Annotated in this window: 26 protein-coding genes; 16 read left to right on the top strand and 10 right to left on the bottom strand. The window is 62.7% G+C overall.

Translation table 11 applies throughout. The features are described from left to right. The first annotated feature begins 10 nt into the window (after window positions 1–10). Window positions 11–493, top strand: a complete 483-nt coding sequence (locus PQR54_RS26210) for a hypothetical protein (RefSeq protein ID WP_408250755.1) — start codon at window positions 11–13, stop codon at window positions 491–493. Window positions 494–521: 28 nt separating this feature from the next. Here PQR54_RS26210 and PQR54_RS26205 read toward each other — a convergent pair whose 3' ends face one another. Together PQR54_RS26205 and PQR54_RS26200 are read right to left on the bottom strand one after the other, a co-directional pair. Next, complete coding sequence (locus PQR54_RS26205) at window positions 522–1,691, bottom strand: ABC transporter substrate-binding protein (RefSeq protein WP_408250753.1); 1,170 nt, start codon at window positions 1,689–1,691, stop codon at window positions 522–524. A gap of 34 nt (window positions 1,692–1,725) precedes the next feature. Continuing rightward, a complete protein-coding gene (locus PQR54_RS26200) occupies window positions 1,726–2,667 on the bottom strand; it encodes a CysB family HTH-type transcriptional regulator (RefSeq protein ID WP_408250751.1) in 942 nt (313 codons plus the stop codon). Window positions 2,668–2,887: 220 nt separating this feature from the next. On the opposite strand from PQR54_RS26200, the gene PQR54_RS26195 reads away from it, so the two are divergent. The 6 genes from PQR54_RS26195 to cobA all read left to right on the top strand — a co-directional run bounded on the left by PQR54_RS26195 (window position 2,888) and on the right by cobA (window position 9,105). Continuing rightward, window positions 2,888–4,567 carry a nitrite/sulfite reductase gene (locus PQR54_RS26195; protein WP_408250750.1) on the top strand — a complete coding sequence of 560 codons (1,680 nt, stop codon included), beginning with the start codon at window positions 2,888–2,890 and terminating at the stop codon, window positions 4,565–4,567. A gap of 22 nt (window positions 4,568–4,589) precedes the next feature. Then, window positions 4,590–5,129, top strand: coding sequence for a DUF934 domain-containing protein (locus PQR54_RS26190; protein ID WP_408250748.1), 540 nt, complete (start codon window positions 4,590–4,592; stop codon window positions 5,127–5,129). Beyond that, complete coding sequence (locus PQR54_RS26185; RefSeq protein WP_408250746.1) at window positions 5,126–5,872, top strand: phosphoadenylyl-sulfate reductase; 747 nt, start codon at window positions 5,126–5,128, stop codon at window positions 5,870–5,872. Before PQR54_RS26190 ends, PQR54_RS26185 begins: the two co-directional genes overlap by 4 nt. A 110-nt stretch (window positions 5,873–5,982) precedes the next feature. Next, complete coding sequence (gene cysD, locus PQR54_RS26180; RefSeq protein WP_408250744.1) at window positions 5,983–6,945, top strand: sulfate adenylyltransferase subunit CysD; 963 nt, start codon at window positions 5,983–5,985, stop codon at window positions 6,943–6,945. Between the two features lie 25 nt (window positions 6,946–6,970). Beyond that, entirely contained in the window at window positions 6,971–8,287 is a 1,317-nt protein-coding gene (locus PQR54_RS26175; protein WP_007175960.1) for a sulfate adenylyltransferase subunit 1, read from the top strand. Between the two features lie 62 nt (window positions 8,288–8,349). Further along, window positions 8,350–9,105, top strand: coding sequence for a uroporphyrinogen-III C-methyltransferase (cobA, locus tag PQR54_RS26170; RefSeq protein WP_408250742.1), 756 nt, complete (start codon window positions 8,350–8,352; stop codon window positions 9,103–9,105). A 16-nt stretch (window positions 9,106–9,121) separates the two neighbouring features. Here the strand turns inward: cobA and PQR54_RS26165 are convergent, their stop codons facing one another. Further along, the gene (locus PQR54_RS26165) at window positions 9,122–10,147 is read right to left on the bottom strand and encodes an AraC family transcriptional regulator (RefSeq protein WP_408250740.1); all 1,026 of its coding nucleotides are present in this window, start codon (window positions 10,145–10,147) and stop codon (window positions 9,122–9,124) included. Between the two features lie 133 nt (window positions 10,148–10,280). On the opposite strand from PQR54_RS26165, the gene kce reads away from it, so the two are divergent. The 4 genes from kce (at window position 10,281) to PQR54_RS26145 (ending at window position 14,242) form a co-directional block, all read left to right on the top strand. Beyond that, the gene (kce, locus tag PQR54_RS26160; RefSeq protein ID WP_408250738.1) at window positions 10,281–11,213 is read left to right on the top strand and encodes a 3,5-dioxohexanoate:acetyl-CoA acetone transferase; all 933 of its coding nucleotides are present in this window, start codon (window positions 10,281–10,283) and stop codon (window positions 11,211–11,213) included. A 95-nt stretch (window positions 11,214–11,308) separates the two neighbouring features. Continuing rightward, window positions 11,309–12,652, top strand: coding sequence for an MFS transporter (locus tag PQR54_RS26155; RefSeq protein ID WP_408250736.1), 1,344 nt, complete (start codon window positions 11,309–11,311; stop codon window positions 12,650–12,652). 41 nt (window positions 12,653–12,693) lie between these two features. Then, window positions 12,694–13,434: a 3-oxoacyl-ACP reductase FabG gene (gene fabG, locus PQR54_RS26150; RefSeq protein WP_106305943.1), complete on the top strand. Its 741-nt coding sequence runs from the start codon at window positions 12,694–12,696 to the stop codon at window positions 13,432–13,434. A 16-nt stretch (window positions 13,435–13,450) separates the two neighbouring features. Further along, complete coding sequence (locus PQR54_RS26145; protein WP_408250734.1) at window positions 13,451–14,242, top strand: SDR family oxidoreductase; 792 nt, start codon at window positions 13,451–13,453, stop codon at window positions 14,240–14,242. A 76-nt stretch (window positions 14,243–14,318) separates the two neighbouring features. Here PQR54_RS26145 and PQR54_RS26140 read toward each other — a convergent pair whose 3' ends face one another. Genes PQR54_RS26140 through lptF form a run of 3 tightly spaced genes read right to left on the bottom strand, consistent with a single transcriptional unit; the run spans window position 14,319 to window position 16,963 of the window. After that, window positions 14,319–14,702 (bottom strand): sirohydrochlorin chelatase, encoded by a 384-nt coding sequence (locus PQR54_RS26140; protein WP_408250732.1) that lies wholly within the window; start codon window positions 14,700–14,702, stop codon window positions 14,319–14,321. An 11-nt stretch (window positions 14,703–14,713) separates the two neighbouring features. Continuing rightward, on the bottom strand, window positions 14,714–15,862 hold the full coding sequence (lptG, locus tag PQR54_RS26135) for an LPS export ABC transporter permease LptG (RefSeq protein ID WP_408250730.1): 1,149 nt from the start codon (window positions 15,860–15,862) through the stop codon (window positions 14,714–14,716). 3 nt (window positions 15,863–15,865) lie between these two features. Then, entirely contained in the window at window positions 15,866–16,963 is a 1,098-nt protein-coding gene (gene lptF / locus PQR54_RS26130; RefSeq protein ID WP_091796452.1) for an LPS export ABC transporter permease LptF, read from the bottom strand. 137 nt (window positions 16,964–17,100) lie between these two features. Here lptF and PQR54_RS26125 point away from each other — a divergent pair, with 137 nt between their 5' ends. The 3 genes from PQR54_RS26125 to PQR54_RS26115 all read left to right on the top strand — a co-directional run bounded on the left by PQR54_RS26125 (window position 17,101) and on the right by PQR54_RS26115 (window position 19,887). Continuing rightward, a complete protein-coding gene (locus tag PQR54_RS26125) occupies window positions 17,101–18,627 on the top strand; it encodes a leucyl aminopeptidase (RefSeq protein WP_408250728.1) in 1,527 nt (508 codons plus the stop codon). A gap of 58 nt (window positions 18,628–18,685) precedes the next feature. Further along, window positions 18,686–19,102 (top strand): DNA polymerase III subunit chi, encoded by a 417-nt coding sequence (locus tag PQR54_RS26120; RefSeq protein ID WP_408250726.1) that lies wholly within the window; start codon window positions 18,686–18,688, stop codon window positions 19,100–19,102. A 92-nt stretch (window positions 19,103–19,194) separates the two neighbouring features. Next, complete coding sequence (locus PQR54_RS26115) at window positions 19,195–19,887, top strand: DUF2486 family protein (RefSeq protein WP_408250724.1); 693 nt, start codon at window positions 19,195–19,197, stop codon at window positions 19,885–19,887. 61 nt (window positions 19,888–19,948) lie between these two features. Here the strand turns inward: PQR54_RS26115 and PQR54_RS26110 are convergent, their stop codons facing one another. Together PQR54_RS26110 and ilvD are read right to left on the bottom strand one after the other, a co-directional pair. Then, window positions 19,949–20,287 carry a c-type cytochrome gene (locus PQR54_RS26110; protein WP_408250722.1) on the bottom strand — a complete coding sequence of 113 codons (339 nt, stop codon included), beginning with the start codon at window positions 20,285–20,287 and terminating at the stop codon, window positions 19,949–19,951. Between the two features lie 180 nt (window positions 20,288–20,467). Beyond that, complete coding sequence (ilvD, locus tag PQR54_RS26105; RefSeq protein ID WP_408250720.1) at window positions 20,468–22,141, bottom strand: dihydroxy-acid dehydratase; 1,674 nt, start codon at window positions 22,139–22,141, stop codon at window positions 20,468–20,470. A gap of 176 nt (window positions 22,142–22,317) precedes the next feature. Between ilvD and PQR54_RS26100 the strand changes: the two genes are divergently transcribed. Further along, complete coding sequence (locus tag PQR54_RS26100) at window positions 22,318–23,304, top strand: LysR family transcriptional regulator (RefSeq protein WP_408250718.1); 987 nt, start codon at window positions 22,318–22,320, stop codon at window positions 23,302–23,304. Window positions 23,305–23,423: 119 nt separating this feature from the next. Then, window positions 23,424–24,329, top strand: coding sequence for a prolipoprotein diacylglyceryl transferase (gene lgt / locus PQR54_RS26095; RefSeq protein WP_408250716.1), 906 nt, complete (start codon window positions 23,424–23,426; stop codon window positions 24,327–24,329). 102 nt (window positions 24,330–24,431) lie between these two features. Here the strand turns inward: lgt and PQR54_RS26090 are convergent, their stop codons facing one another. Further along, window positions 24,432–25,163, bottom strand: coding sequence for an SIMPL domain-containing protein (locus PQR54_RS26090; protein WP_408250714.1), 732 nt, complete (start codon window positions 25,161–25,163; stop codon window positions 24,432–24,434). Between the two features lie 173 nt (window positions 25,164–25,336). After that, complete coding sequence (locus PQR54_RS26085) at window positions 25,337–25,795, bottom strand: EVE domain-containing protein (RefSeq protein ID WP_106305982.1); 459 nt, start codon at window positions 25,793–25,795, stop codon at window positions 25,337–25,339. Window positions 25,796–25,869: the final 74 nt, after the last annotated feature.

Raw genomic sequence — 25,869 nt, 5'->3', positions numbered from 1 at the left:
CGAAGTTGTAATGAATGTGCTGGGGTTCCGGGAGGCCGTCGACGAGTCCGTTGAAATCGATCTGGGCGATGGGCTCATGGTGCCGGTTGTAACTCTGCCCGCGCTTGTGCTTCTGAAAATTCTTGCGTGGCGTGACCGGCGAGTCTCGAAGAATAACGACGCATCTGACCTGCTTCTGATTCTTCGCAACTACGGCCAAGCGGGCAACACGGCCCGCATCTTGGACGACGGCGCAGACCGTGTCGAGCAGAACGGCTTCGATGTCGATCTCGCCGCATCCGCGCTACTCGGGCGCGAATCGCGGCAGATCGCTTTACCGGCATCGTTTAATGCAGTTTCGGCAATCCTTTCGGATGATGCCGTGTATGACACGCTGAGGCGCGACATGCAGGCACGTGCCGTCGCCCAGACGCTGGACGACTTCGCCGATGGATCCGACCGGACGTTGTCAGCATTCCGGAACGCACTTCTGGGCACATCGGCCGGCGTTTGACCGGGTCAAGAGCCGGCCGTGAGCTGCCTCACTGGCTCAAATAAACAAACTTCCCGTTCTTGATCACACCCATCACGCTCGCCCGCTGATCCAACCCCACGTGATCCTTCGGGCTCGTGTTGACCACACCGTTCGGCACGACCAGTTCATGCGCGTGCTCCAGTTCCTCACGCAGCGCGGCGCGGAACGCCGGCGTGCCCGGCTGCGCCGTCTTCAACGCGCGGGCCACGGCGTCCTGCAAACGCGGAAACACGCCCGCAGCATCGCCAGCGAATTGCGTGACACTGCCCGGGCCGTACTTCGCCTCGTATTCATTCGTGAACGCGAGCGCCGCCTTCTTCGCCGGATGATCGGCCGGCAGCGTGCGCGCCACCACGACCGGCTGGGTCGGGAACAGCGTGCCTTCCACGTCCTTGCCGCCCAGCTTGATGAACTCCGGCGTGGCGATGCCGTGCGTCTGGTAGATCGGGCCTTTGAAGCCTCGCTCGATCAGCGTGCGTTGCGGCAGCACGGTCGGTGTGCCGGCGCCGGCGATCAGGATCGCGTCCGGCCTGGCGGCCATCAGCTTCAGAATCTGGCCGGTGACGCTCGCGTCGGTGCGGTTATAGCGCTCGGTGGCGACCAGTTGAATATGGCGCAGCGCCGCTAACTTGCTGAACTCGTTGAGCCAGCTTTCGCCGTAGCCGTCGGCGAAACCGATGAAGCCCACTGTCTTCACGTTGTGGTTCGACATGTAGCGCGTCATCACGTCGGCCATCGCGCTGTCGGTCTGCGCCATCTTGTAGGCCCACACCTTCTTGCCTTCCTGCGGCTCCACGACGCTTGCCGAGCCGATCAGCGTGATCATCGGCGTCTGGCTCTCGGCGACCGGATCGAGCGCGGCCATCGCCGCCGGCGTGATGTTCGGGCCGACGATCACGTCCACATGATCCTCGTTGATCAGCTTGCGAATGTTGCGCACGGCGGCGCCGGGGTCGGAGGCGTCGTCGAGGAAGATGTAGTCGGCTTTCTGGCCGGCGATCGTGGCCGGCCACATCAGCATCGCGTTCTTGCTGGTGATGCCGATCACGGCCGCCGGGCCGGTGCTCGACAGATCGATGCCGACCTTGATGTCGGCGTGTGCAGCGGTGGCGAGCAGGAGCGCGCCAAAACCGAAAGCGGCGGCGAGGCCGCTGAATTTTTTCTTATACGACGTCATCGAAGGGTCTCCGTAGCGAGAAGCGGTAGTGATATCAAAGTTCGTAGGTTTCGTGTTCGCCCTTGAGCGCCTGCTCGATCAGCTTGCGGTTCATGCTCGGCGACAGCAGCTCGACGAGCGTATACACATAGCTGCGCAGATAGGCGCCCTGTTTCAGCGCGACCCGCGTCACGTTGCTGCCGAACAGGTGGCCGACCGGCATGGCACGCAAATGGCGGTCGCGCTCGGCGTTGAACGCGATATCCGCCATGATGCCGACGCCGAGACCCAGTTCCACATAGGTCTTGATCACGTCGGCGTCGATTGCCTCGAGCACGATGTCCGGATGCAACCCGCGCAGACGGAACGCCTCGTTGATCTTGGTGCGGCCGGCGAACGCGTTGTCGTACGTGATCAGCGGATACTGGGTCAGATCATCCAGCGACAAAAGTTTGCGGTCGAGCAGCGGATGATCCGGTTGCATCACCGCGATGTGGTGCCACTGGAAGCAGGGCAGCGAGACCAGCTCCTTATAGTTAGCGATCGCTTCCGTGGCGATACAGAGGTCGGCCTGGTCGTGCAGCACCATCTCGGCGACCTGAGTCGGGCTGCCTTGCAGAATCGAAAGGTGAACTTTGGGAAAGCGCTTCTTGAACTCGGCGATGGCGGCCGGCAGGGAGTACCGCGCCTGCGTGTGGGTGGCGGCGATCACCAGATTGCCCTGATCTTGCGCCGCGTAATCTTTACCGACCCGTTTAAGGCTCTCCACCTCCTGCAGGATCTTCTCGACTGACTGCAAAATGATGCGTCCCGGCTCGGTCAACGAGCGCACGCGCTTGCCGTGCCGCGTGAAGATTTCCACGCCCAGCTCGTCTTCCAGCTCGATGATTGCCTTGGAAACGCCCGGCTGGCTTGTAAACAGCGCCTTGGCCGCTTCCGTCAGGTTGAAGTTCTGCCGCACAGCCTCGCGGACGAAGCGGAATTGATGCAGGTTCATATATAACCTCTCCGCATATCAAAAGAATTTTTTAGTCGTTTGAAATATAAGGGCAGTTTATTACGATCTGTCCATCTTTTTCAATATGGATATCTGTATTTGTCATAAGCAAATGAACGATGGGTCTAAACGTTCGTCTGCGGATGGTGACAAACAGGGTATCCAAGGCGCGGCGAAACCGGATCGCGGCGTATCACTTGCAAAAAATTGGGGTCCCCGAATGTACCAATACGATCAGTACGACCAGACCATCGTCGATGAACGGGTCGCGCAGTACGCCGATCAGGTTCGCCGCCGCTTGTCGGGCGAATTGAGCGAAGAGGAGTTCCGTCCGCTGCGCCTGCAGAACGGCCTGTACATGCAGCGTCACGCGTACATGCACCGCATCGCGATTCCGTACGGCAACCTGCGCAGCGACCAGATGCGCGTGCTCGCGCAGATCGCGCGCGAACACGACCGCGGCTACGGCCATTTCTCGACGCGCTCGAACATCCAGTACAACTGGATCAAGCTCGAAGAAACGCCGGAAATCCTGCGCAAGCTCGCCGCGGTGCAAATGCACGGCATTCAGACTTCGGGCAACTGCATCCGCAACATCACCGCCGACCAGTTCGCCGGCGTCGCGCCGGATGAAGTCGTCGATCCGCGTCCGTGGGCCGAAATTCTGCGTCAATGGTCCACGTTCCACCCGGAGTTCGCGTGGCTGCCGCGCAAGTTCAAGATCGCCGTGTCGGGTTCGAAGGAAGACCGCGCTGCCGTGCAGATTCACGACATGGGCGTGTATCTGCGGAAGAACGAGCAGGGCGAGCTGGTGGCCGATATCCTGGCCGGCGGCGGCATGGGCCGTACGCCGATCATCGGCGCGATCATCCGCAAAGATCTGCCGTGGCAACATCTGCTGACGTACTGCGAAGCCGTGCTGCGTGTGTATAACCGCTACGGCCGCCGCGACAACATGTACAAGGCGCGCATCAAGATTCTCGTGAAGGCGTTGAGCCCGGAGAAATTCTCGGCGCAAGTCGAAGAAGAATGGCAGCACCTGAAGGACGGTCCTTCGACGCTCACGCAAGCCGAAGTGGATCGCGTGTCGCAGTACTTCCAGCCGCCGGTGTACGAAAAGCTCGCCGACACGGACGCTTCGTTCGAAAAGCATCTGCTGGAAAACCGTGCGTTTGCCCGTTGGGTCGAGCGTAACGTGCGTCCGCACAAGGTGTCGGGCTACTCGTCGGTCACCTTGTCGTTGAAGCCGACCACGATCGCTCCGGGCGATGCAACCGATACGCAGATGGAAGCCGTCGCCGATTGGGCCGACGAGTATTCGCTCGGCGAAATCCGTGTGTCGCACGAACAGAACCTGATCCTCGCCAACGTGAAGAAGCGTGACCTGTTCGCGCTGTGGGAAAAGGCCAAGGCGCAAGGTTTCGCGACGCCGAATATCGGCTTGCTGACCGACATCATCGCGTGCCCGGGCGGCGACTTCTGCTCGCTCGCGAATGCGAAGTCGATTCCGATCGCGCTGGCCATTCAGGAACGCTTCAACGATCTGGACTACGTGTACGACCTCGGCGACGTGTCGCTGAACATCTCGGGCTGTATCAATGCGTGCGGTCACCATCACGTCGGCAACATCGGCATTCTGGGCGTCGATAAGGACGGCTCGGAGTGGTATCAGGTGACGCTCGGCGGCGAGCAAGGTACGGGCGCTACTGGCGCGCACCTCGGCCGCGTGATCGGCCCGTCGTTCTCGGCGGAAGAAATGCCGGACGTGATGAGCAAGGTGATCGATACGTTCGTGGAAAACCGCCACGAAGGCGAGCGCTTCATCGAAACGTACAACCGCATCGGCATCACCCCGTTCAAGGAACGTGTGTACGCCTCGCGTCAACCGGCTCACGCGTAACCGCGAAAAGGATACTGAACAGATGGCTTCTATCATCAAGAATCGCGCGATCGTCAACGATGACTGGACGGTGGTGCGCGCCGCTGAAGACGGCACGCTGCCCGCAGTCGATGCATTGCCCGCAGGCAAGGTGCTGGTGCCGCTCGCGCTGTGGCAGGGTGAACGCGATGCGTTGATCGCTTCGCGCAGCGCCGCTGAAATCGGCGTGTGGCTCGCGCCGGATAGCGAACCGGCGGATATCGTCGCCGACTTCGACAAGATCGCGCTGATCGGCGTGGACTTCCCGGTGTTCCGCGACGGCCGCGGCTATAGCATCGGCCGCCTGCTGCGCGAGCGCTATGGTTACAAGGGCGAACTGCGCGCAATCGGCGACGTGCTGCGCGATCAACTGGCGTTCATGTTCCGTTGCGGCTTCGACGCTTACGCATTGCGTGCGGACAAAGATTTCGACGACGCGCTCAAAGCGTTCGATGAATTCAGCTTCAACTATCAGGGCGCGGTGAACTCAGTGCCGCTGTTCCGCCGCCGTGAAGCGGGCGAACTGGCGAAGGCCTCGGCATGAGCGAAGTTCAAGCCCTCACGCCGGAACTCGCCGCGAAGGTCGAGCGCCTCGATGCGCTGCTCGACTCGATCGCCGCGCGTCACGAGAACGTGAAGCTCGCCTGCAGCCTCGCAGCGGAAGACATGCTGCTCACGCACGCGATTCTGTCGCGCGGCGTGAAGATCGGCATCTTCTCGCTGAACACGGGCCGTTTGCATGCGGAAACGCTCGGCATGCTCGATCGCGTGAAAGAGCGCTACGGCTACGACATCGAACAGTTTCATCCGCAAGCTGCGGCGGTCGAGGAATACATCGGCTCGCACGGTCTGAACGCATTCTATGAAAGCGTCGATCTGCGCAAGCGCTGCTGCGAAATCCGCAAGGTCGAGCCGTTGAACCGCGCGCTGTCGGATGTCAGCGCATGGGTCACGGGCCAGCGTCGCGAGCAATCGGTGACGCGTGCTGAGTTGCATGCTGAAGAGCATGACGCCGCGCGCAACATCGCCAAGTTCAATCCGCTGACTGACTGGACCGAGGCCGAAGTGTGGGCCTATCTGAAAGCGTTCGATGTACCGGTCAATCCGCTGCATGCGCGCGGCTACCCGAGCATCGGCTGCGAACCGTGTACGCGCGCCGTGCGCCCCGGCGAAGATAGCCGGGCAGGGCGCTGGTGGTGGGAGTCGCGCGATACGAAGGAATGCGGCCTGCACATCACGACGATTACGCCGATCGCGGTCGATCGCAGCGCAAACGCCTCGGCCTGAAGTTTGAGCGAACGGGCCTTGGTTTCCGGCCCGAACACCGCACATACCGATTTGAATACCTCCGCGACACGAGCAACCGCTTGCGACGCGAACCAACGAAGGACCCAGATATGAGCACCACGCTCGATTCCACTGTGAACGCACCGCTCGCCAACACGGCAAACCGTATGGATCACCTCGACTGGCTCGAAGCCGAGTCGATTCACATCCTGCGCGAACTGGTCGCCGAATGCAGCAAGCCCGCGCTGCTGTTTTCGGGCGGTAAGGATTCGGTCGTGGTGCTGCACCTCGCGCTGAAGGCCTTCGGTATCGGCGCGAATCGCAAGACCGTGCTGCCGTTCCCGCTCGTGCATATCGACACCGGTCACAACTACGAAGAAGTGATCGACTTCCGCGATCGTCGCGCGAAAGAGATCGGCGCTGAACTCGTGGTCGGTCATGTCGAAGATTCGATCAAGCGCGGCACGGTACGTCTGCGTCGTGAACTGGATTCGCGCAACGCCGCGCAGGCCGTGACGCTGCTCGAAACCATCGAAGAATATGGCTACACCGCGCTGATCGGCGGCGCGCGCCGCGACGAAGAAAAGGCCCGTGCGAAAGAACGGATCTTCTCGTTCCGCGACGAGTTCGGCCAATGGGATCCGAAAGCGCAGCGCCCGGAACTGTGGAGCCTGTATAACGCGCGTCTGCATAACGGCGAACATTTGCGCGTGTTCCCGATTTCGAACTGGACCGAACTCGACGTGTGGCAGTACATCGCTCGCGAACAGCTCGAACTGCCGTCGATCTATTACGCGCATCAACGCGAGATCGTGCGCCGCAATGGCCTGCTCGTGCCGGTTACGCCGCTCACGCCGAAGCGTGAAGGCGAAGTCAGCGAAACGGCGCTGGTGCGCTTCCGCACCGTCGGCGACATTAGCTGCACGTGCCCGGTGGAAAGCGATGCGGACGATCTCGAGAAGATCATCGCCGAAACGGCCGTGACCGAAATCACGGAACGCGGCGCGACGCGGATGGACGATCAGGTCTCCGAAGCCGCGATGGAACAGCGTAAGAAGCAAGGTTATTTCTAAGCACACGGACGAGGGTAAAGCAATCATGAGCGGTATTCACCAACCAGAAGACCTCGGCGTGCTGCGTTTCATTACCGCGGGCAGCGTCGACGACGGCAAGAGCACGTTGATCGGCCGCCTGCTGTACGACAGCAAGGCTGTGCTTTCAGATCAACTCTCGGCGCTGTCGCGCGCGAAGAATAAGCGTACCGTCGGCGACGAAATCGATCTGTCGCTGCTGACGGACGGCCTCGAAGCCGAACGTGAGCAAGGCATCACGATCGACGTCGCGTACCGTTACTTCGCGACCGCGAAGCGCAAGTTCATCATCGCCGATACGCCGGGCCACGAGCAGTACACGCGCAACATGGTGACGGGTGCGTCGACCGCGCACGCGGCGATCATTCTCGTCGACGCGACGCGTGTGACTTTCGTCGATGGCGTGGCGCAATTGCTGCCGCAAACCAAGCGTCATAGCGCGATCGTCAAGTTGCTCGGTTTGCAGCACGCGATCGTCGCGATCAACAAGATGGACCTGGTCGATTACAGCGAGCAGCGCTTCAACGAGATTCGTGACGCGTATGTCGAACTCGCGCGTCAACTGGGGTTGAACGATGTGCGCTTCGTGCCGGTGTCGGCGCTCAAGGGCGACAACATTGTGACGGCGAGCGAAAGCATGCCGTGGTACGCGGGCGAGCCGCTGCTGGACCTGCTCGAAGCGTTGCCGGTCGAAGTGCCGACGGGTCAGGCGCTGCGTTTCCCGGTGCAGTGGGTGGCGCGTCAGGATGGCAGCCAGGCCGACGATTTCCGCGGCTACATGGGCCGTGTCGAAGCCGGTGAAGTGAAGCTCGGCGATACGATCGTCGTGCTGCCGGCCAATCGTGAAGCGACGGTTGCAGAGATCATCGCGCCGGTGCCGGGCGGCACGGCTGCGGTGGACCGCGCGTTCGCCGGTCAGACGGTGACCATCCGTTTGGCGGAAGACGTCGACGTGTCGCGTGGCGACACCTTCGTGCTGCGTGAAGCGGCGCCGGAGCCGGCGAAGAAGCTGGAAGCCGATCTGTGCTGGTTCGACGACACGCCGCTGTCGACGCAACGCAAGTATCTGTTGAAGCAGACCACCAATACGGTGTTCGCGCGCATCGGTGCGATCAAGGAAGTGCTCGACGTGCACACGCTGTCGCAGGCGACCGATCGCAAGGATCTGACGATGAACGATATCGGCCGCGTGGCGCTGACGTTGCAGAAGCCGCTGGTGTGCGATGTGTATGACTCGCATCAGGGTACGGGTGCATTCGTGCTGATCGACGAAGCGACGCACCACACCGTTGCTGCCGGGATGATCCGGGCGTTTTCGGCTTAAGCGGGCGAGGGCGCATGGCGACGCAATGCGTGGCCCGCGCCCCAACCAACAGGTTGATTCAAATGGGTAAGGTTTATCTGATCGGCGCGGGGCCCGGCGCTGCGGACCTGATTACGGTACGCGGCGCGCGGCTGCTCGGCACCGCCGACGTGGTATTGCACGACGCGCTGGTCGAACCGGCCATGCTCGATTACGCGCCTGCGCACGCGCGGCGGATTGCGGTGGGCAAACGCTGCGGGCAATTGTCGACGGCCCAGCAGTTCATCAACAAGCAGATCGTCGATGCCGCTTTGGAGCACGACGTGGTGGTGCGCCTGAAAGGCGGCGACCCGATGCTGTTCGGCCGCGCCGACGAAGAAATGCGGGCGCTGGAAGCGGCCGGCATCGACTATGAAGTGGTGCCTGGAATTACCGCTGCGCTGGCGAGCGCGGCGTCGTTAAAGCGCTCGTTGACGCTGCGGGGTGTATCGCGCAGTGTCGCGCTGGCCACGTTCAGCCGTGCGCCGGGTTCCGACGAGATTCGTGAACAGGTCAACGCGGACTCGCTCGTGTTTTACATGGGCCGCGATAGCGGCGTCGAGATCGCACAGCAGTTGATCGATGCGGGCAAGCCTGTTGCCACACCTGTGGCGATTGTCGAAGCTTGCAGCACCGAGCGCGAGCGCATGCTGACGCTCACACTCGAAGAACTCGCAGCCGGCGACGCGCAGCGCTGGGTCGATGCATCGCAGCCGAGCCTGCTGATGATCGGCGACGCGTTTGCCGAGCGGCGGCTCGACGTGGTGCGTGCGGCCGACGGAATGCTGGTCGCCGCGTAAGCCATCGTCCCCGAAATCAGCCTCGCAACTCCCCCGGCCCTTTCCCTGTCCAGCGCTTGAGTGCCCGCCGGAAATTCGCCGGATCGCTGAAGCCGAGCAGCATCGCGATGTCGTCGGTGCTCATCTTCGTGGTCTTCAGATATTCGGTGGCAAGCGAACAGCGCACGTCGTCGACGATTGCGACGAACGACGTGCCTTCGCTCTCCAGCCGCCGTCGCAACGTGCGGCTCGTCATCTTCAATGCTTGCGCGGCTTCTTCCATCCCCGGAAATTCGCCGGGCTTGCGCATCAGCATCTGATACACCTCCCCCGATACGCCGACCGAAGTCTTTGCCTGCCCGATCAAGCGGTCGCAGGTTTCCTGCAATAACGTGGCGGTGAGCCGGTGCGCGAGCTGCGGCTTCTGCTCGAGAATGCTGCTGTCGTAATGAAGCTCGCATTGCGGCTGATCGAAATAGCACGGACAGCCGAGGTATTCGCTGTAGACGTTCGCATGCGCGGGCGCCGGATACGAAAAGCAGGCTTTGGTCGGCGGACAGCTTCGGCCCGCAACGTCCTGAAGATGCGTGACGTGCTGCATGAACTGTTGTTCGAGCAGGAACTGGCGCAGTTCGGGCGACGGACTGGAGATGAAAGCGTCCGGAAAGGTCCAGATGCCTTCGTCCGGATATTCGGTCCATTCGATCGTGAGCGTCGGCGTCGCAAGCTGGTGATACTTCACGCCCAGCCGGAAGTAATCGCGCAACGACAGGCAGGACATCAGCGCGTAGCCGTACATCCCGTACGCGGACAGATGCAGCCGCGAGCCGGTGATGAACGGCGTCGCCGGACTGCATGACAGCAGGATCGCATTGCGGCACACGGCCACGTATTGCCGCACCGAAGTTAGCGCCGCCGCATCGTTGATCCGCTCGGCGTCCACACCGCTGCCTTTCAGGCACTCCTCGGGCGCAATACCCTGTTCGCCGAGGACTTCGACCAGCGCGGCGATCTTGTACGGCGCGTAAATACGCTCGTTCTGCAACGGCAACTTCGACGGCATGGCTTCACCTCAGATTGTCCCGGAACAACATCCGCGTGTCCGAAAATGACCTTACGGGCGGCATCGTATCCCACTAACATCGGTATCACAACAGGCAGTCCATTCGTGGATCGCCGCCGATAAGGAGACACCCTTGCTCAACCGCAAAGTCATTATTTCCTGCGCAGTGACCGGCGCGACGCATACGCCGTCGATGTCCGAATATCTCCCTCTGACGCCGGCGCAAATCGCCGCCCAGTCGATCGAAGCGGCCGAAGCCGGCGCCGCGATCCTGCATCTGCACGCGCGCAATCCCGCCGACGGCAAACCGACGCCTTCGCCCGAAGTGTTCCGGCAATTCGTGCCCGCGATCGTCGAGGCCACCGACGCGGTCATCAACATCACGACCGGCGGCAGCACGCGCATGACGCTCGCCGACCGGCTCGCCTACCCGCGCCTCGCGAAGCCGGAAATGTGCTCGCTGAACATGGGCTCGATGAATTTCTCGATCCACCCGATCGCCGCGCGCATGCAGTCGTGGCGCTATGACTGGGAGAAGGACTACATCGAAGGGATGGAAGACACGATCTTCCGCAATACCTTCAAGGACATCAAAAGCATCCTGCTCGAATTGGGCGAGACCGGCACGCGCTTCGAGTTCGAATGCTACGACGTCGGGCATCTGTATAACCTTGCTCATTTCGTCGACGAGGGTTTGATCAAGCCGCCGTTCTTCATTCAGTCGGTATTCGGCATTCTCGGCGGACTCGGCGCGGACCCCGAGAACATGACGGTGATGCGTTCGACCGCGGACAGGCTGTTCGGCCGCGAAAACTACCAGTTCTCGATTCTCGGCGCGGGCCGTCACCAGATGGCGTTCGTGACGATGGGCGCGATCATGGGCGGCAATGTGCGCGTGGGCCTCGAAGACAGCGTGTATCTGTCTAAAGGCGTGAAAGCGGAAAGCAACGCGCAGCAGGTGCGCAAGATTCGCCGCATTCTCGAAGAGCTGTCGTTCGAGATCGCGACACCGGCCGAAGCGCGACAGATGCTCGGCCTCAAAGGTGCGGACAAGGTCAGCTTCTGAGCCGGACCCCGCGCAATCCGCCGACCCGCTGAACCGGCGAGCCGGTCAAACCCAATCGATAAAAACAACAACACGCCTGCTTAGGTGGAGACATCATGACAACCCAGAGCGCCGGCCTTGCCGGCAACGCGCTGCATCGCATCGCCACGCATAAGGCGATGCTCAGACTGGTCCCGCTGATGTGCGTGATCTATTTCATGTCGTACCTCGACCGCACCAACGTGTCGCTCGCGAAGGCGCGGCTCGCCACCGATCTCGGCATCAGCGCGGCCGCGTACGGTCTCGGCGCGGGCATCTTCTTCATCGGCTATGCGCTGCTCGAAGTGCCGAGCAATCTGATCGCGCACCGGGTCGGGCCGCGTCGCTGGATCGCGCGGATCGCGGTCACGTGGGGCGCACTCTCCGCGTCGATGATGTTCGTGCAGGGCGAGTGGTCGTTCTATGCGATCCGCGTGCTGCTCGGCATCGCCGAAGCGGGTCTTTTCCCGGCGCTGATGTACATGGTGACGATGTGGTTCGCGCCGCAGGATCGCTCGGTGGCGGTGGGCTGGATCTACACCGCGCCCGCGCTTGCGCTCGTGATCGGCAATCCGCTGGGCGGCGCATTCATGCAGATGGACGGCCTGGGCGGCCTGCACGGCTGGCAGTGGCTGTTCCTGCTCGAAGGCTTGCCGACCATCTTCGTGGGCGTGCTTCTGTGGTTCAAGCTGCCGGAAAAGCCTTCCGACGCACGCTGGCTGTCCGCCGACGAAGCGCGTGCACTCGAAGCGCGCGCCGTGCCGGATGCCGCGCATCCGGGAATGTTCTCGCAAGACTGGGTCGCCGCGTTGAAGCGTCCGGCCACGGTGCTGATCGGCCTGATCTACTTTCTGAACCAGGTCGCGTTCGTCGGGCTCGTGTTCTTCACGCCCGCGATGATCCAGCAGATGCATGTGAAATCGCCGCTGATGATCGGCGTGCTGTCGAGCAGTGTCGGGATCGGCTTTCTGCTCGGCGTGCTGGTGCTGCCGCGCATCCATCGCCGGGTGACGAACGACTGCCTCTATCTGGGCGTGCTGACCCTGGGGCTGGCGATCAGCGCGATTCTGTTCATCTCGACGAGTGTGCTGTCCGTGCAACTCCTGCTGTTCGTCGCGACCGCGTTCTTCGCGGGCGGCGTGTTGCCGCTCTACTGGGCAATCGCGATGAAGCGGCTGCACGGCATCCAGGCCGCGGCGGGACTCGCGTTCATCAACACGCTCGGCCTGATCGGCGGATTCGTCGGGCCGTATCTGTTCGGCCTCGCGGAAAGTGCGTCAGGTCATAGCGCGTCCGGCTTTTCGGTGGTCGTGGGCGCGTCGATTCTCGGCCTGGTCCTCGTGCCTTTGCTCGCGAAGGCGATTCAGTCAGAGGGACGCGCGGCGAGCCTTGCCGAACCGCTGTTGAACACCGAGTCATAATTGCAGCGCCATTCCGGCGCTTCCGACTACGAGAACAAACAATGAGATTGAATGGAAAGGTCACCATCGTGACGGGCGCGGGGCAGGGCATCGGCGCTGCGACCGCACTCAAATTCGCGAAAGAAGGCGCGCGCGTCGCGGTGTGCGACGTGAATCACGACGCGGTGTCCCAGGTCGTGGCCGCGTGCCACGCGGCGGGTGCGCAAGCGCTCGGCTTTACGCTCGACGTGACGAACCGCGCGGCGGTGGACGGCATGGTCGCCGACGTGCGCGAGCGGTTCCGGCAGATCGACGTGCTGGTGAACAACGCCGGCATCACGCGCGACGCGCGCCTGCAAAAGATGACGCTCCAGCAATTCGACGACGTGATCGACGTGAATCTGCGCGGCGTGTTCCATGCGGCGCAGGCGGTCGTCGACACGATGATCGCGCAGGGCTCGGGCGTGATCCTCAATGCAAGTTCCGTGGTCGGCCTGTACGGCAACTACGGCCAGACCAACTATGCGGCGGCGAAGTTCGGCGTGATCGGCTTTACGAAGACGTGGAGCCGCGAACTGGGACCGAAGGGCATTCGCGTCAACGCGATTGCACCGGGCTTCATCGACACACCGATTCTCTCGACCGTGCCGCAGGAAGTGCTCGCGAAAATGCGCGAGCAGGTGCCGCTGCGCCGGCTCGGCACGCCCGAGGAGATCGCCAATATCTACGCCTTTCTCGCGAGCGACGAAGCGAGCTATATCAACGGCGCCGTGATCGAAGCATCCGGCGGCATGACGCTTTAAACATTCGAGGACCTGCATGAAAACCATCGACCTTCTCAGACCCACTCCCGGACTGCGCGTGCTGATTTCAGGCGCCGCGGCGGGCATCGGCGCGGCGATCGCGCAGGCGTTTCTGGATGTTGGCGCGAACGTCTATATCTGCGATGTCGATCCCGCCGCGATCGACCGCGCTAAAACCGCGCATCCGCAACTGCACGCCGGCGTCGCGGACGTGTCGGATAGCGCGCAGGTGGACCGCATCATCGACGACGCGCGCGCGAAGCTCGGCGGCCTCGATCTGCTGATCAACAACGCGGGCATTGCCGGACCCACCGGCGCGGTCGAGGACCTCGATACGGCGGAGTGGGAGCGCACGATCGGGACGAACCTGAACAGCCAGTTCTATTTTCTGCGCAAGGCCGTGCCGCTGCTGAAGGAAACGTCGGCCAACCCGGGCATCATTGCGATGGCGTCGGTCGCGGGACGCCTCGGTTACGCGTTCCGTACGCCGTACGCGGCGAGCAAATGGGCGATTGTCGGGATGGTCAAGTCGTTGGCCGTCGAGCTTGGGCCGAACAACGTGCGCGTGAACGCAATCTTGCCGGGCGTTGTGGAAGGCGAACGGATGGACCGAGTGATCTCTGCGCGCGCCGAGTCGCTCGGAATCGGCTTCGATCAGATGAAGGGCGAATATCTGCAGAAAATTTCGCTGCGCCGGATGGTGACCGTGCACGACGTCGCCGCGATGGCGCTGTTCCTCGCTTCGCCGGCGGGGCAAAACATCTCGGGGCAGGCAATCAGCGTCGACGGGAATGTCGAATATCTTTGAGCGATGAAGCGGGGCCGCTGCGGGGGGAAGTGCCTGGAGGAGTAGGGTCGCTTTTCCTAGCGGCGGTTTGCCGGCGTCATCCAGTCTGGCGCTGGCAATACTGCGCGACCGCATCGAGAACCGCTTCGTCCTCGCCGACCGCCACCGCGCAATCGATCCGCACGTCCGGCTGCGCCTCACGGCAGCGTTCGATCAGTTCGGGCAAATCCTTCCTGATATGTCCGCCTTGCCCGAAGAACACGGGCACCACGGTAATCACATCGCAGCCCTGAGCCACGAGTTGAGCTACCGCCGTGGGCAAGCTCGGTTCCATCAATTCGAGAAATGCCAGGGAGACCGGGCCGGCTGTTTCGTCCGTTGCACGCAGCGCGCGCAGCTTGTCAGCGAGCCTCTCAAACGGCTCGCGCCAGCGCGGGTCCCTTGCGCCATGGCCAAACAGAACCAGCCCTTGCGTAGCCATTTCATCCGCTCCTAATGCCGATCAACCCACTTCAACCCGACCAACCCGAGCACCAGATAAACCAACCCAGGTGTAGCCGCGGTCAAAGGCGCAGGCCAGGTATTCAACGTGCCGATATGCGAGAACAAAGTGTTGAACAGCTGAAAACTCATCCCCAGCATGATCCCGCCGAAAACCTTCATCCCGACGACACCAGCCCGCGTATGCAAATACGCAAACGGCAACGACAACACCAGCATCACGAACACCGCAAACGGATAAAGCAGCTTGCGCCACAGCGCAATTTCATACCGCTGCGTATCCTGATGATTCTCGGTCAAATGCTGGATATACCGGAACAGATTGAACATCGACATCCGATCCGGCGACACCAGCAGCACCGACAGAATCTGCGGCGTCAATTCCGAGCGCAGCGAATACTCCGGCACCGCGACTTCCTTCGCCCGATACACCGGATTCAGCGCATCGGCGGGCGTACCCGGAGGAGGGGGCACATCGATCAATTGCGTATCGGTCACGCCAGTCAACTGCCAATGACCCGGCGGTTGGTACTTGCCGCTCTTCGCGGTCCGCACATTCGAGAGCCGGAATTTCGAATCGAATTCGTAGATGCGCACATTGCTGATCGTGGCGTCGGGCTTCAATTCGCCGACATTCACGAAACGCGTCACCTGCTCGCCATCCGAGCGCGCCGTGAGCGTATCTTTCACCCACACGCCGGACTCGAAGTTACTGGACACCGAAGACCCCAACGCCTCGAGCCGCACGCGCTCCGACAACTGATCCGTGTAAGGCCCGACCACTTCGCCGATCAGATACGTCAGCAAAACAAGCGGAATGCCGATCTTCAACAACGAACGCAACGCCTGATTCGTAGCAAGCCCGGACACGCGGAAAATCGTGTACTCGGAATTCGCCGCCATCTGCGCGAACACATAGATCGCGCTGATCAACGCCGCGACCGGAATGATTTCGTAGAAGCGCGACGGCGTTTGCAACGCAACCCGCAATACCGCGTACTGGAATTTGTAGTTGCCGTGGCCAACCGAATTCAGCTCATTGATCAGGTCAAAGAAGAAAAACAGACCCGAAAACGCAAACAGAATGAAGATGAACGTGAGATAGATCTGACGCGCGAAGTACCTTTCATAGATGCGCATCGGTCAGGCTCCCTGCGAACGGCTGAACATTGCCCGCGTGAAGAGCGGCCGGTTGCGCACGCGCAGCCAGAAAATGAACGCGACGATCGCCGCGACGATCACGTGCAGACCCACCAGCCCGACCGGGAACGACATCTTGCCCTGCTCGATCCACGACTGCACCACGTTCAACAGATTCGAATACGTCAGATAGATCAGCACCGCCATCACGAGATTGATGGTGCGGCTGCGCCGCGGGTTCTGGTGGGCGAGCGGAATGGCGAGCAGCATCAGGTTGAGCGCAATGAGCGGCAGCCCCGCGCGCCACGCGAATTCGGCGAGATTGTCGTTGGTGGGATTGCGCAGCAGCGTGAGCGTGGGCGTGCCGGTGGTACTGGGCGTATTGACGACCGGCTGGCTCTGGATCTTCACGCCGTAGCGTTCGAACTCCATGATGCGGAAATCGGGCTGTCCCGGCTGGCCGTCGTAACGTCGGCCGTTTTCCAGTACGACGAAGCGATCGCCGTTCTTACGCGTTTCCGTATGGCCGGTCTTCGACACGACCACGTTGACCTTGCCGTTTTCCGTGCTGGTCACGAACACATTTTCCACGCGCGCCTGGTCGGGCGACATCTTCTCGATGAAGAACACGCGGTGGCTCGTGGCCGACTCGCGGAACTGCCCCGGCGCGAGCAGCGAGACCTCGTCGCGCTGCTGGAAGCGCGCGCGGATCAGCTTGCTCTGCTGGTTCGACCACGGCCAGCCGACGAACACGAAGAAACAGATGAGGATGATGATCGGCGTGGCAAAAATGCCGATCGGCTTGATGAATTGCGTCAGACTGACACCCGACGAAAGCCACACGACCATCTCGGAGTCTTTGTACCAGCGGGTCAGGACGAACAGGATCGACACGAACAGGGTCGCGACTAGCATGATCGCCAGGTAGCCGATCACGGTCAGGCCGATCAGGACCAGCACGTCGCGCGGGTCGATCTCGCCCGAGGCTGCGAAGCCGACGATGCGGATCATCATCGTCGTCAGCACGAGCGTGAGGAGAACCATGAACACGGCACCAGCCGTGTACGCGAGTTCGCGCTGGAGGGAGCGTTCGAAGATCATTATTGATGATGAGAGGGGGCGCTCTCAGTGGCGCACGGGTTGCTTCCCGTCACACCTCCGGTGCAGCCGCCGCAGGAAAAATAGCGGATAATTGCGGCTTTCATCCTAAGCCCAGATTTTATCCGAGGACAAGCGCGATGGACTTTAGCATAAAAGCCTGTGATTGGACCAAAGGCTCGTCAAACGGTTTCCTGACTGGGAAATCCGATTGCATCGTAATCGGCGTGTTCGAGTCGCAAACCCTGTCGGGCGCGGCTCTCGAGATCGACGAGGCCACCCGCGGCCTGCTGACCCGCATCATCAAGGCCGGCGACATGGACGGCAAGGCCGGCACCACGCTGTTCCTGCATGAAGTGTCGGGCATCGGCGCTTCCCGTGTGCTGCTGGTCGGCCTCGGCAAGCAGGACGCTTTCACCCAGAAAGCCTACGGCGACGCCGTGCGGGCCGCCTGGCGCGCACTGCTCGGCACCAAGATCGTCCAGGTCACCTTTACGCTGGCGCAAGCGCCGATCCTCGAACGCACGGCCGATTGGGGCGTGCGCGCCGCGATCCTCGCACTGCGCGAACTGACCTACAAGTTCACGCAGATGAAGAGCAAGCCGGAGAATTCGGCGCGCGCCTTGAAGCGCATCGTCTTCAGCGTTAATACGGGCGACGAGAAGGCCGCCAAGCTGGCCGCGAAGCAGGGCGCCGCGCTCGCCAACGGCATGGACCTGACGCGCGACCTCGGCAATCTGCCGAGCAATGTCTGCACGCCGACCTACCTCGCCAACACCGCCAAGAAGCTCGCCAAAGACTGGAAGCTGAAGGTCGAAGTGCTGGGCGAAAAGCAGTGCGAAGCGCTCAAGATGGGCTCGTTCCTGTCGGTCACGGCCGGCTCGGTGGAACCGGCGCAGTTCATCGTGCTGCAGTACCAGGGCGGCGCCGCGAAAGCCGCGCCGGTGGTGCTGGTCGGCAAGGGCGTGACGTTCGACACGGGCGGCATCTCGCTGAAGCCCGGCGAAGGCATGGACGAGATGAAGTACGACATGTGCGGCGCCGGTTCGGTGCTGGGCACGTTGCGCGCCGTCGCCGAAATGGGGCTGAAGCTCAACGTGGTCGGCATCATCCCGGCTGTCGAGAACATGCCGTCGGCCACGGCCACCAAGCCGGGCGACATCGTCACCAGCATGAAGGGCCTGACGATCGAAGTGCTCAATACTGACGCCGAAGGCCGCCTGATCCTGTGCGACGCGCTCACCTACGCCGAGCGCTTCAAGCCGGCCGCGGTGATCGACATCGCCACGCTCACGGGCGCCTGCATCATCGCGCTGGGCCACCACAACAGCGGCCTGTTCTCGAAAGACGACGCGCTGGCGGGCGAGCTGCTCGACGCATCGCGCGAAGCGTCCGACCCGGCCTGGCGCCTGCCGCTCGACGATGAGTACCAGGACCAGCTCAAGTCGAACTTCGCGGACCTCGCCAATATCGGCGGCCGTCCGGCGGGCAGCGTGACGGCGGCGTGCTTCCTGTCGCGCTTCACCGACGCCTATCCGTGGGCGCACCTGGACATCGCGGGCACGGCGTGGAAGAGCGGTGCGGCGAAGGGCGCCACGGGCCGTCCGGTGCCGTTGCTCGCGCAGTTCCTGATCGATCGGGCCGCGGACGGTCGCGCCACGCAATGACGCAATGCAGTAAAGAAGCAGGCGCGGCTGCAAACGCCGCCGCCAGGCGGAGCCGCCGATGACGAGAATCGACTTTCACTCGAACGTCGGCGATTCGCTGCTGTATGCGTGCCGCCTGATCCGCAAGGCGTATCAGGCGGGCCAGCCGACCATCGTGCTGGCCGAGCCGGCGCGCCTGAAGGCCTTCGACGAACAGTTGTGGACCTTCGCGCCGCTCGACTTCGTGCCGCACTGCATGGCGGGCACGCCGCTCGCCGCGCAAACGCCGATCGTGCTGGCTTCCAGCCTCGATGACGTGCCGCATCATCAGGTGCTGCTCAATCTGGGCGCCACGGTGCCGGTGCAATTCGCGCGCTTCGAAAGATTGCTGGAAGTGGTCGGTAACGCACACGAGGAGCTCGCGGCGGGCCGCGAACGCTATCGCTTCTATCGCGATCGCGGCTATGCTCTGAACAACTACAAGCAAGGCAGCTAGGTCCCATTCGGTCCGCGTCGCGCGTGTCTGGTCTCAGGCATTCGGCGTGCACGCGGGCTGCTTCAGCTTCGACTCAAACACGGAGAGCGCACGTGTCCGATCCCAACGACGATTCGATCCCGATTCTGCACGAGGTTCTCGTGCAAGGTCATTCCGTGCAGCCGCGCCAAACGTCGGGCGATGCGGCCGAACTCGACGGCCCGCGCGAACCCAGTTTCAAGGCGGAGCCCGTGCTCGCGCCGCAGCCGGTGCTGACGCCGGAACAGATGAGGTCGGCGGAGCCGGTGCTCGCGGCGCAGCCGTTGCATGCACAGGAACCGACCCTCGCAGCGCAACCGGCGATTGCACCGCAGCCGGCCGATCATCATCATCCGAAGAAGCGTTCGCGGGCACACCAGGCCGCCGAACCTCGGCATGCGCACGACGACGCCTTCGCAACGTCGGCGGGCGTGTTCGATCGGGCCGAGCCGATTACGCCGCTCGAGGCGGGCTCGACCGTACCGCCGGATATCGCGCGCGAAGGCGCCGTCGAGCCATCTCAGGACCTTGAACTGGATGTCGACGTTATCGCCGAACGTCTGCGCAGACGCGTCGCCGGTTTCCTTGCGGGCGACGGGCGCAGCGTGATCGAGGAACGTTGTCGGGAGACCTTGCACGCCCACACAGGGTGGCTGATCGACCAGATCACGCGTGAAGTGGCGCTGACGCTCGAAGACGAGATGACCGCCTGGGTGCGGGAAGCGGTAGTGGAAGAGATCGCGCGGCGCGCTTCGGGCAAGGCGTGATTCTGTGAGGTGAAGCGCGGGCGCGCCGGGCCTCGCGCGCGGCGCTCCTTGCCTGAACCGCTTATTTGAGCGTGAGCACCCAGCTCGCGAGCGTAGCCGCCTGATCGGGCGTGAGTTGCGTATTCGCGGGCATCGGCACCTCGCCCCACACGCCCGTGCTGCCGTCCAGAATCTTGTGCTTCAGATACGTGGCGGCATCTTCGCGGCCGGCATATTTCGCCGCGACATCGTGCAGCGCCGGTCCCATGAAGGAGCGCGTGACTGAGTGGCAACTCATGCAGTTCCGCTGCTGGGCCAGCGCGAGGCCCGCGGCCTCGGCCTGCGCCGCCGGACTGCCGGCACTCAACGCGGCGCCCAGCACGACGGCGGTTGCAAGCGCTGTGTGCGACTTTGATTTCATTCTGGTCTCCGTCGGTGCGAGTGCCCGACTTGTGGTGCCAGCATTATAAAAGGAAAGGGGCGCACGGCTTCCCATGCGTCCCTTTCGCTTTTACGTAGCTTTAGGCGTGCGCACAGGGCGGTCGTAGCGTTACCGGACCACGCGTGTGCTCGCCCAGCCAGCCGTAGCCGTGACCGTCGCTCAGCCCGTTATCGCCCCCTTGTTGGCCGGCTGTGCCAAGGCGAAGTACTTGGCCATCACGCCACGCGTGTAACGCGGCTTCGGCTGTTGCCATGCGGCGCGGCGTCGCTCCAGCTCGGCGTCGTCGATGTTCAGTTGCAGCAGCAGCTTGTGCGCGTCGATCGTGATCGAGTCGCCTTCCTGCACGAACGCGATCGTGCCGCCCATGAAGGCTTCCGGCGCGACGTGACCGACCACCATGCCCCACGTGCCGCCCGAGAAGCGGCCGTCGGTGATCAGGCCGACGCTTTCGCCGAGACCCTTGCCGATGATCGCCGAGGTCGGCGCGAGCATCTCCGGCATGCCGGGGCCGCCCTTGGGGCCGAGGTAGCGCAGCACCACGACGTCGCCAGCCACGATCTTGTCGGCCAGAATCGCTTCGAGCGCGCTTTGCTCGTCGTCGAACACACGCGCCGGGCCGGTGATGACCGGGTTCTTCAGACCGGTGATCTTGGCGACCGCGCCATCGACGGCCAGATTACCCTTCAGGATCGCCAGGTGGCCTTCCTTGTAAAGCGCCTTGTCGATCGGGAAAATTACCTGCTGATCGGCGCGCGGCTTACTTGGCACGTCCTTCAGTTCTTCGGCGATGGTCCGGCCGGTGATCGTGATGCAGTCGCCGTGCAGCAGGCCCGCGTCGAGCAGGATCTTCATGACTTGCGGAATTCCGCCGGCCTTGTGCAGATCGGTGGCCACGAACTGGCCCGAGGGCTTCAGATTGCAGATCACCGGCACCTTCTTGCGCATGCGCTCGAAGTCGTCGATGCTCCATTCCACTTCGGCCGCGTGCGCGATCGCCAGGAAGTGCAGCACGGCGTTGGTCGAGCCACCGGTGGCCATGATCACGGCCACGGCGTTCTCGATCGACTTCTTCGTGACGATGTCGCGCGGCTTCAGATCCTTCTTGACTGCTTCGACCAGCACGCGGGCCGATTCGGCCGCCGAGTCGACCTTTTCCTGATCCGGATTGGCCATCGTCGACGAATACAGCAGCGACATGCCGAGCGCCTCGAACGACGAGCTCATGGTGTTGGCGGTGTACATGCCGCCGCACGAGCCGGTGGACGGGCACGCGTTCTGTTCGATCCCGTCGAAATCTTCCTGCGACATCCGGCCGGCCGTGAACTCACCGACGGCTTCGAACGACGACACGATGGTCAGGTCGGTGCCCTTCCAGTTGCCCGGACGGATCGTGCCGCCGTAGACGTAGATGCTCGGCACGTTGGTGCGCAGCATGCCGATCATGCCGCCGGGCATGTTCTTGTCGCAGCCGCCGATCACGACCACGCCGTCCATCCACTGGCCTTGCACGCAGGTCTCGATGCAGTCGGAGATCACTTCGCGCGACACCAGCGAGTACTTCATGCCTTCGGTGCCCATCGACATGCCGTCCGAGATGGTCGGCGTGCCGAAGATCTGCGGATTCGCGTCGGCGCCCTTGATCGCGGCGACCGCTGCATCAGCGAGACGCTGCAGGCCGGCGTTGCATGGCGTGATGGTCGAGTGACCGTTGGCGATGCCGATCATGGGCTTGTCGAAGTCGGCCTTTTCGTAGCCGAGCGCGTAGTACATCGAGCGATTCGGCGAACGCGCCACGCCCTGCGTGATGTTCTTCGAACGACGGTTGTATGCCATGGGGAGCTCCTGTCTGTTTTGTTTTGATCCGCGCTACTGCGGGTTCAGTCGCGCCGGCGTGGGCTGCCGGCGGCATCCGTCCAGTGTAGACCGGCATGCCGCGCAACGACGCAGTTTTGCGATACGCGCGTCCAATGTATTATTCGTGGCTCATTAGGTCGTAAAATGTATCACTCATGCTGCCAGCCATTCCTGATCTGCGCCAGTTGCGCTATTTCGTGACCGTCGCCGAAGAGAAGCACTTTGGGCGCGCGGCGGTGCGTCTCTCGATGACGCAGCCGCCTTTGTCGCAAGCCATCCGCGCGCTCGAGGAGACGCTCGGCGTCGAATTGTTCGCGCGCACCAAGCGCTCTGTCGAACTGACCTCAGTGGGCGCCGATCTGCTGCCCGAGGTGCAGCGCCTGCTGGCGAGCGCCGAAGGGCTGCGCCCGCTCGCGCAGAGCCTCGCGCGCGGCGAGGCCGGCGTGTTGTCGCTGGCTTTCGTGTCGACCGCGGATTATGGCCTGCTGCCGCTGTTGCTGCGCGATTTCGGCGCGCGCCATCCGCGCGTTCGGCTGGAATTGACCGAAGCCACCAGCGACATACAGGTGGACGAACTGGTGGCCGGGCGCATCGACGCGGGTCTCGTGATCGCGCCGCTGCCGTCGCGCCACGCCACCCAGCTCTCGTGGCTGCCGATCGCGCGCGAGCCGCTGGTGATCGCCATGTCGACGGAGATGGCGGCGCGCGTCGCGGGCGTCAGTGGCGACCATGCCGACCCGCGCGCCGAATGGCTGGACACGCCGATCAGCCTGCGCGATGTCGCCGACGCACCGCTCGTGGTCTTCCCAAGACGTCTGGCGCCAGGCTTTTATGACATCATTATGGATTGCTACGGCGTGGCGGGCCTTGCGCCCCGGGTCGGCCAGGAAGCGATCCAGATGCAAACGATCGTGAGTCTCGTGTCGGCCGGCATGGGTGTCGCACTGGTGCCGCAATCGTTACGTAATCTGCGCCGCACCGGCGTCGTGTACCGGCCGCTTTCCGAGTCGGTGCCCGCGATCGAGACGGGCCTTGTCTGGCGGACCGCGGAGGTGAGCCCGGTGCTGGCGGGTTTCATCGACGTCGTGCGCGCGCATGCGGCGACCGTCGAGGCGCAACAGTCCGCCGTGCCGCGCATGTAGACGCGTCCTCGCGAACGCATTGCCGGCCGGACCGTCCAATGCATGCACCGCAAGCTGCGGGCAGCGCCGCCCGTTACTCGATATTTCGCTTCTGAACCTGAACTGCCCATAACAACACGATGCTCATTCACCCCAATTTCGACCCCATTGCCATTCATCTGGGGCCGCTCGCCGTGCGCTGGTATGGACTGATGTACCTCGTCGCATTCATCGCGGCGATCGTGGTCGGCCGGTTGCGGCTGCGCTTGCCGTATGTCGCCGCGCAAGGCTGGACCGTCAAGGATATCGACGACATGCTGTTTTACGGCGTGTTGGGAACGATTCTCGGCGGCCGGCTCGGCTATGTGCTGTTCTATAAAGCGAGCTTTTATTTCGCGCATCCGCTCGACATCTTCAAGGTGTGGGAAGGCGGCATGTCGTTTCACGGCGGCTTTCTCGGCGTGACGCTGGCCATGGTGCTGTTCGCCTATCAGCGCAAACGCTCATGGCTGCAGGTCACCGACTTCGTCGCGCCGATGGTGCCGACTGGCCTCGCGGCGGGGCGTCTCGGCAATTTCATCAACGGCGAGTTGTGGGGCCGCGTGACCGATCCGTCGGCGCCGTGGGCCATGCTGTTTCCGGGCGCCGCGCCCGACGACGCCGCGTGGCTCACCGCGCATCCGCAACTGGCCGCGCAATGGCACCTGAACGAAGTGTTCGCGCAATATCACATGCTGCCGCGCCATCCGTCGGAACTGTATGAAATTGCGCTGGAAGGCGTCGCGCTGTTCTTCGTGCTGTTCTTCTTCTCGCGCAAGCCGAAGCCGCTGGGCGCGATTTCCGCGGTGTTTCTGATCGGCTATGGCCTCGCGCGCTTCACGGTCGAATTCGCGCGTGAGCCGGACGACTTCCTCGGCCTGCTGGCCATGGGCCTGTCCATGGGCCAATGGCTGTCGCTGCCGATGATCCTGGTCGGTATCGGCCTGCTCGTGTGGTCCTATCGCCGTGCGCGTCATGAACCGGCTCAGGCGGTCGGCGTGAACTGATTGCTACGGTTTATCGTAGCGAGTGCTCAAATAAGAAAAGCCACGGCATGCCGTGGCTTTTTCTCTTGCTGCTTCGACGCAGTGCTCTGACGCGAGAACGCGTTACTTCATCTGCACCGAGCCCGACACGTTGACGGTCACCGTCGACGTGCCGCCTTCGATCGGCACCGGCGCTGCGGATTTCGCGTCGGCGCCCATGGCGCGCGCGCTCATCATCATCACCGGACGCGGCATCACGCCGTTGTGGCCGACGTTGACCTCGCGAATCGAATAACCGCTGTAGCCGAACGCCTGCGCGGACGAAGCGGCCTGCTCGCGGAACGATTTGATCGCTTCGCCGGTGAGCTTTTGTTCGGCCGCGCGCTGCGCTTCAGGCGAGAGCGAGAACTGCACGTTGCCGACCTGCATGATCGATGCCATCTGACCTGCGAGCTTCGACACCGCGGCGAAGTCGTGCGATTCGAGCACGATCTCCGTGCGGCCGCGCCATGCGGAAATGCGCCCGTCACGATCGGTGGACGGATAAATCGAGAACGAGCCTGTGCGCGCCGTCACGCCATTCACACCCTTGGCTTTTTGCAGCGCCGAGTCGGCGCGCTGGTTCAGCGTTGACGTGAGCGCCGACGGATCGCTCGCTTCCTGCTCGTAGAACAGTGTGATATCGACGACGTCTTGCGGCACTTCCGCGCTGGCCTGCGCGTTCAGCGACAGCACGCCGGCCGGCTGATATTGGCCGGTGCTTTGCGCGCGTGCCATGGCCGGCGTCAGTGCGAGCGCGGCGGGCGCCGCGCAGACGAGAGCGAAAGCGAGTGCACGTGCGGTGTTTTTCGTCATTGTTGGACTCCTTGCTAGAACAGGTTGTGCACGATTGGGCAAACGCCTCGCCGTGGCATGGCGTTTGCGAGATCGTTAGGCGCTTGTAACCTGAGCTTGGTTCCCGGGTTTGACGTTGCTTTAACGTTTGCGTGTGCATGAATGCGCGCCGCGCATCCATCTGGCAAGCACGATCAGGCGAGCCGCCTGGTGATGAAACGCCATTCGGCTTCGGTCACCGGTGTGATCGACAGGCGGTTGCCCTTGGCGAGCACGCGCATGTCAGCGAGTTCGTCGTGCTCGCGTAACGCGGCGAGCGGAATCAGCGGGATCTTCTTCTTGAACACCACGTCGACGAGCACCCAGCGCGGTGTTTCCTGCGACGACTTCGCGTCGTAGTAGGGGCTCTTCTTGTCGAACTGCGTCGGGTCGGGATACGCAGTGGACGAAACCTCCGCAATGCCCGCGATGCCGGGCTCAGGACAACTCGAGTGATAGAACAGCACACCGTCGCCGACCTGCATCATGTCGCGCATGAAGTTGCGCGCCTGATAGTTGCGCACGCCGGTCCACGGCAATGTGCGATGCGGTGCGTTGGCGAGATGGTCGATGCTTGCTTCGTCCGGTTCGGACTTCATTAGCCAGTAGCGCATGAATCGAATTGAACGTTAAGAGGTTGAAGATGCGGAAGAAATCGGCGAACAAAAAACAGCGCCCAAAGAAAAAC

The sequence above is a fragment of the Paraburkholderia phytofirmans genome (assembly GCF_046028095.1).
In the GTDB taxonomy this organism is placed as follows: Bacteria; Pseudomonadota; Gammaproteobacteria; order Burkholderiales; family Burkholderiaceae; genus Paraburkholderia; species Paraburkholderia phytofirmans_A.
Note: the sequence above shows the minus strand (reverse complement) of the source record. Positions and strands in the feature narration are given on the sequence as shown.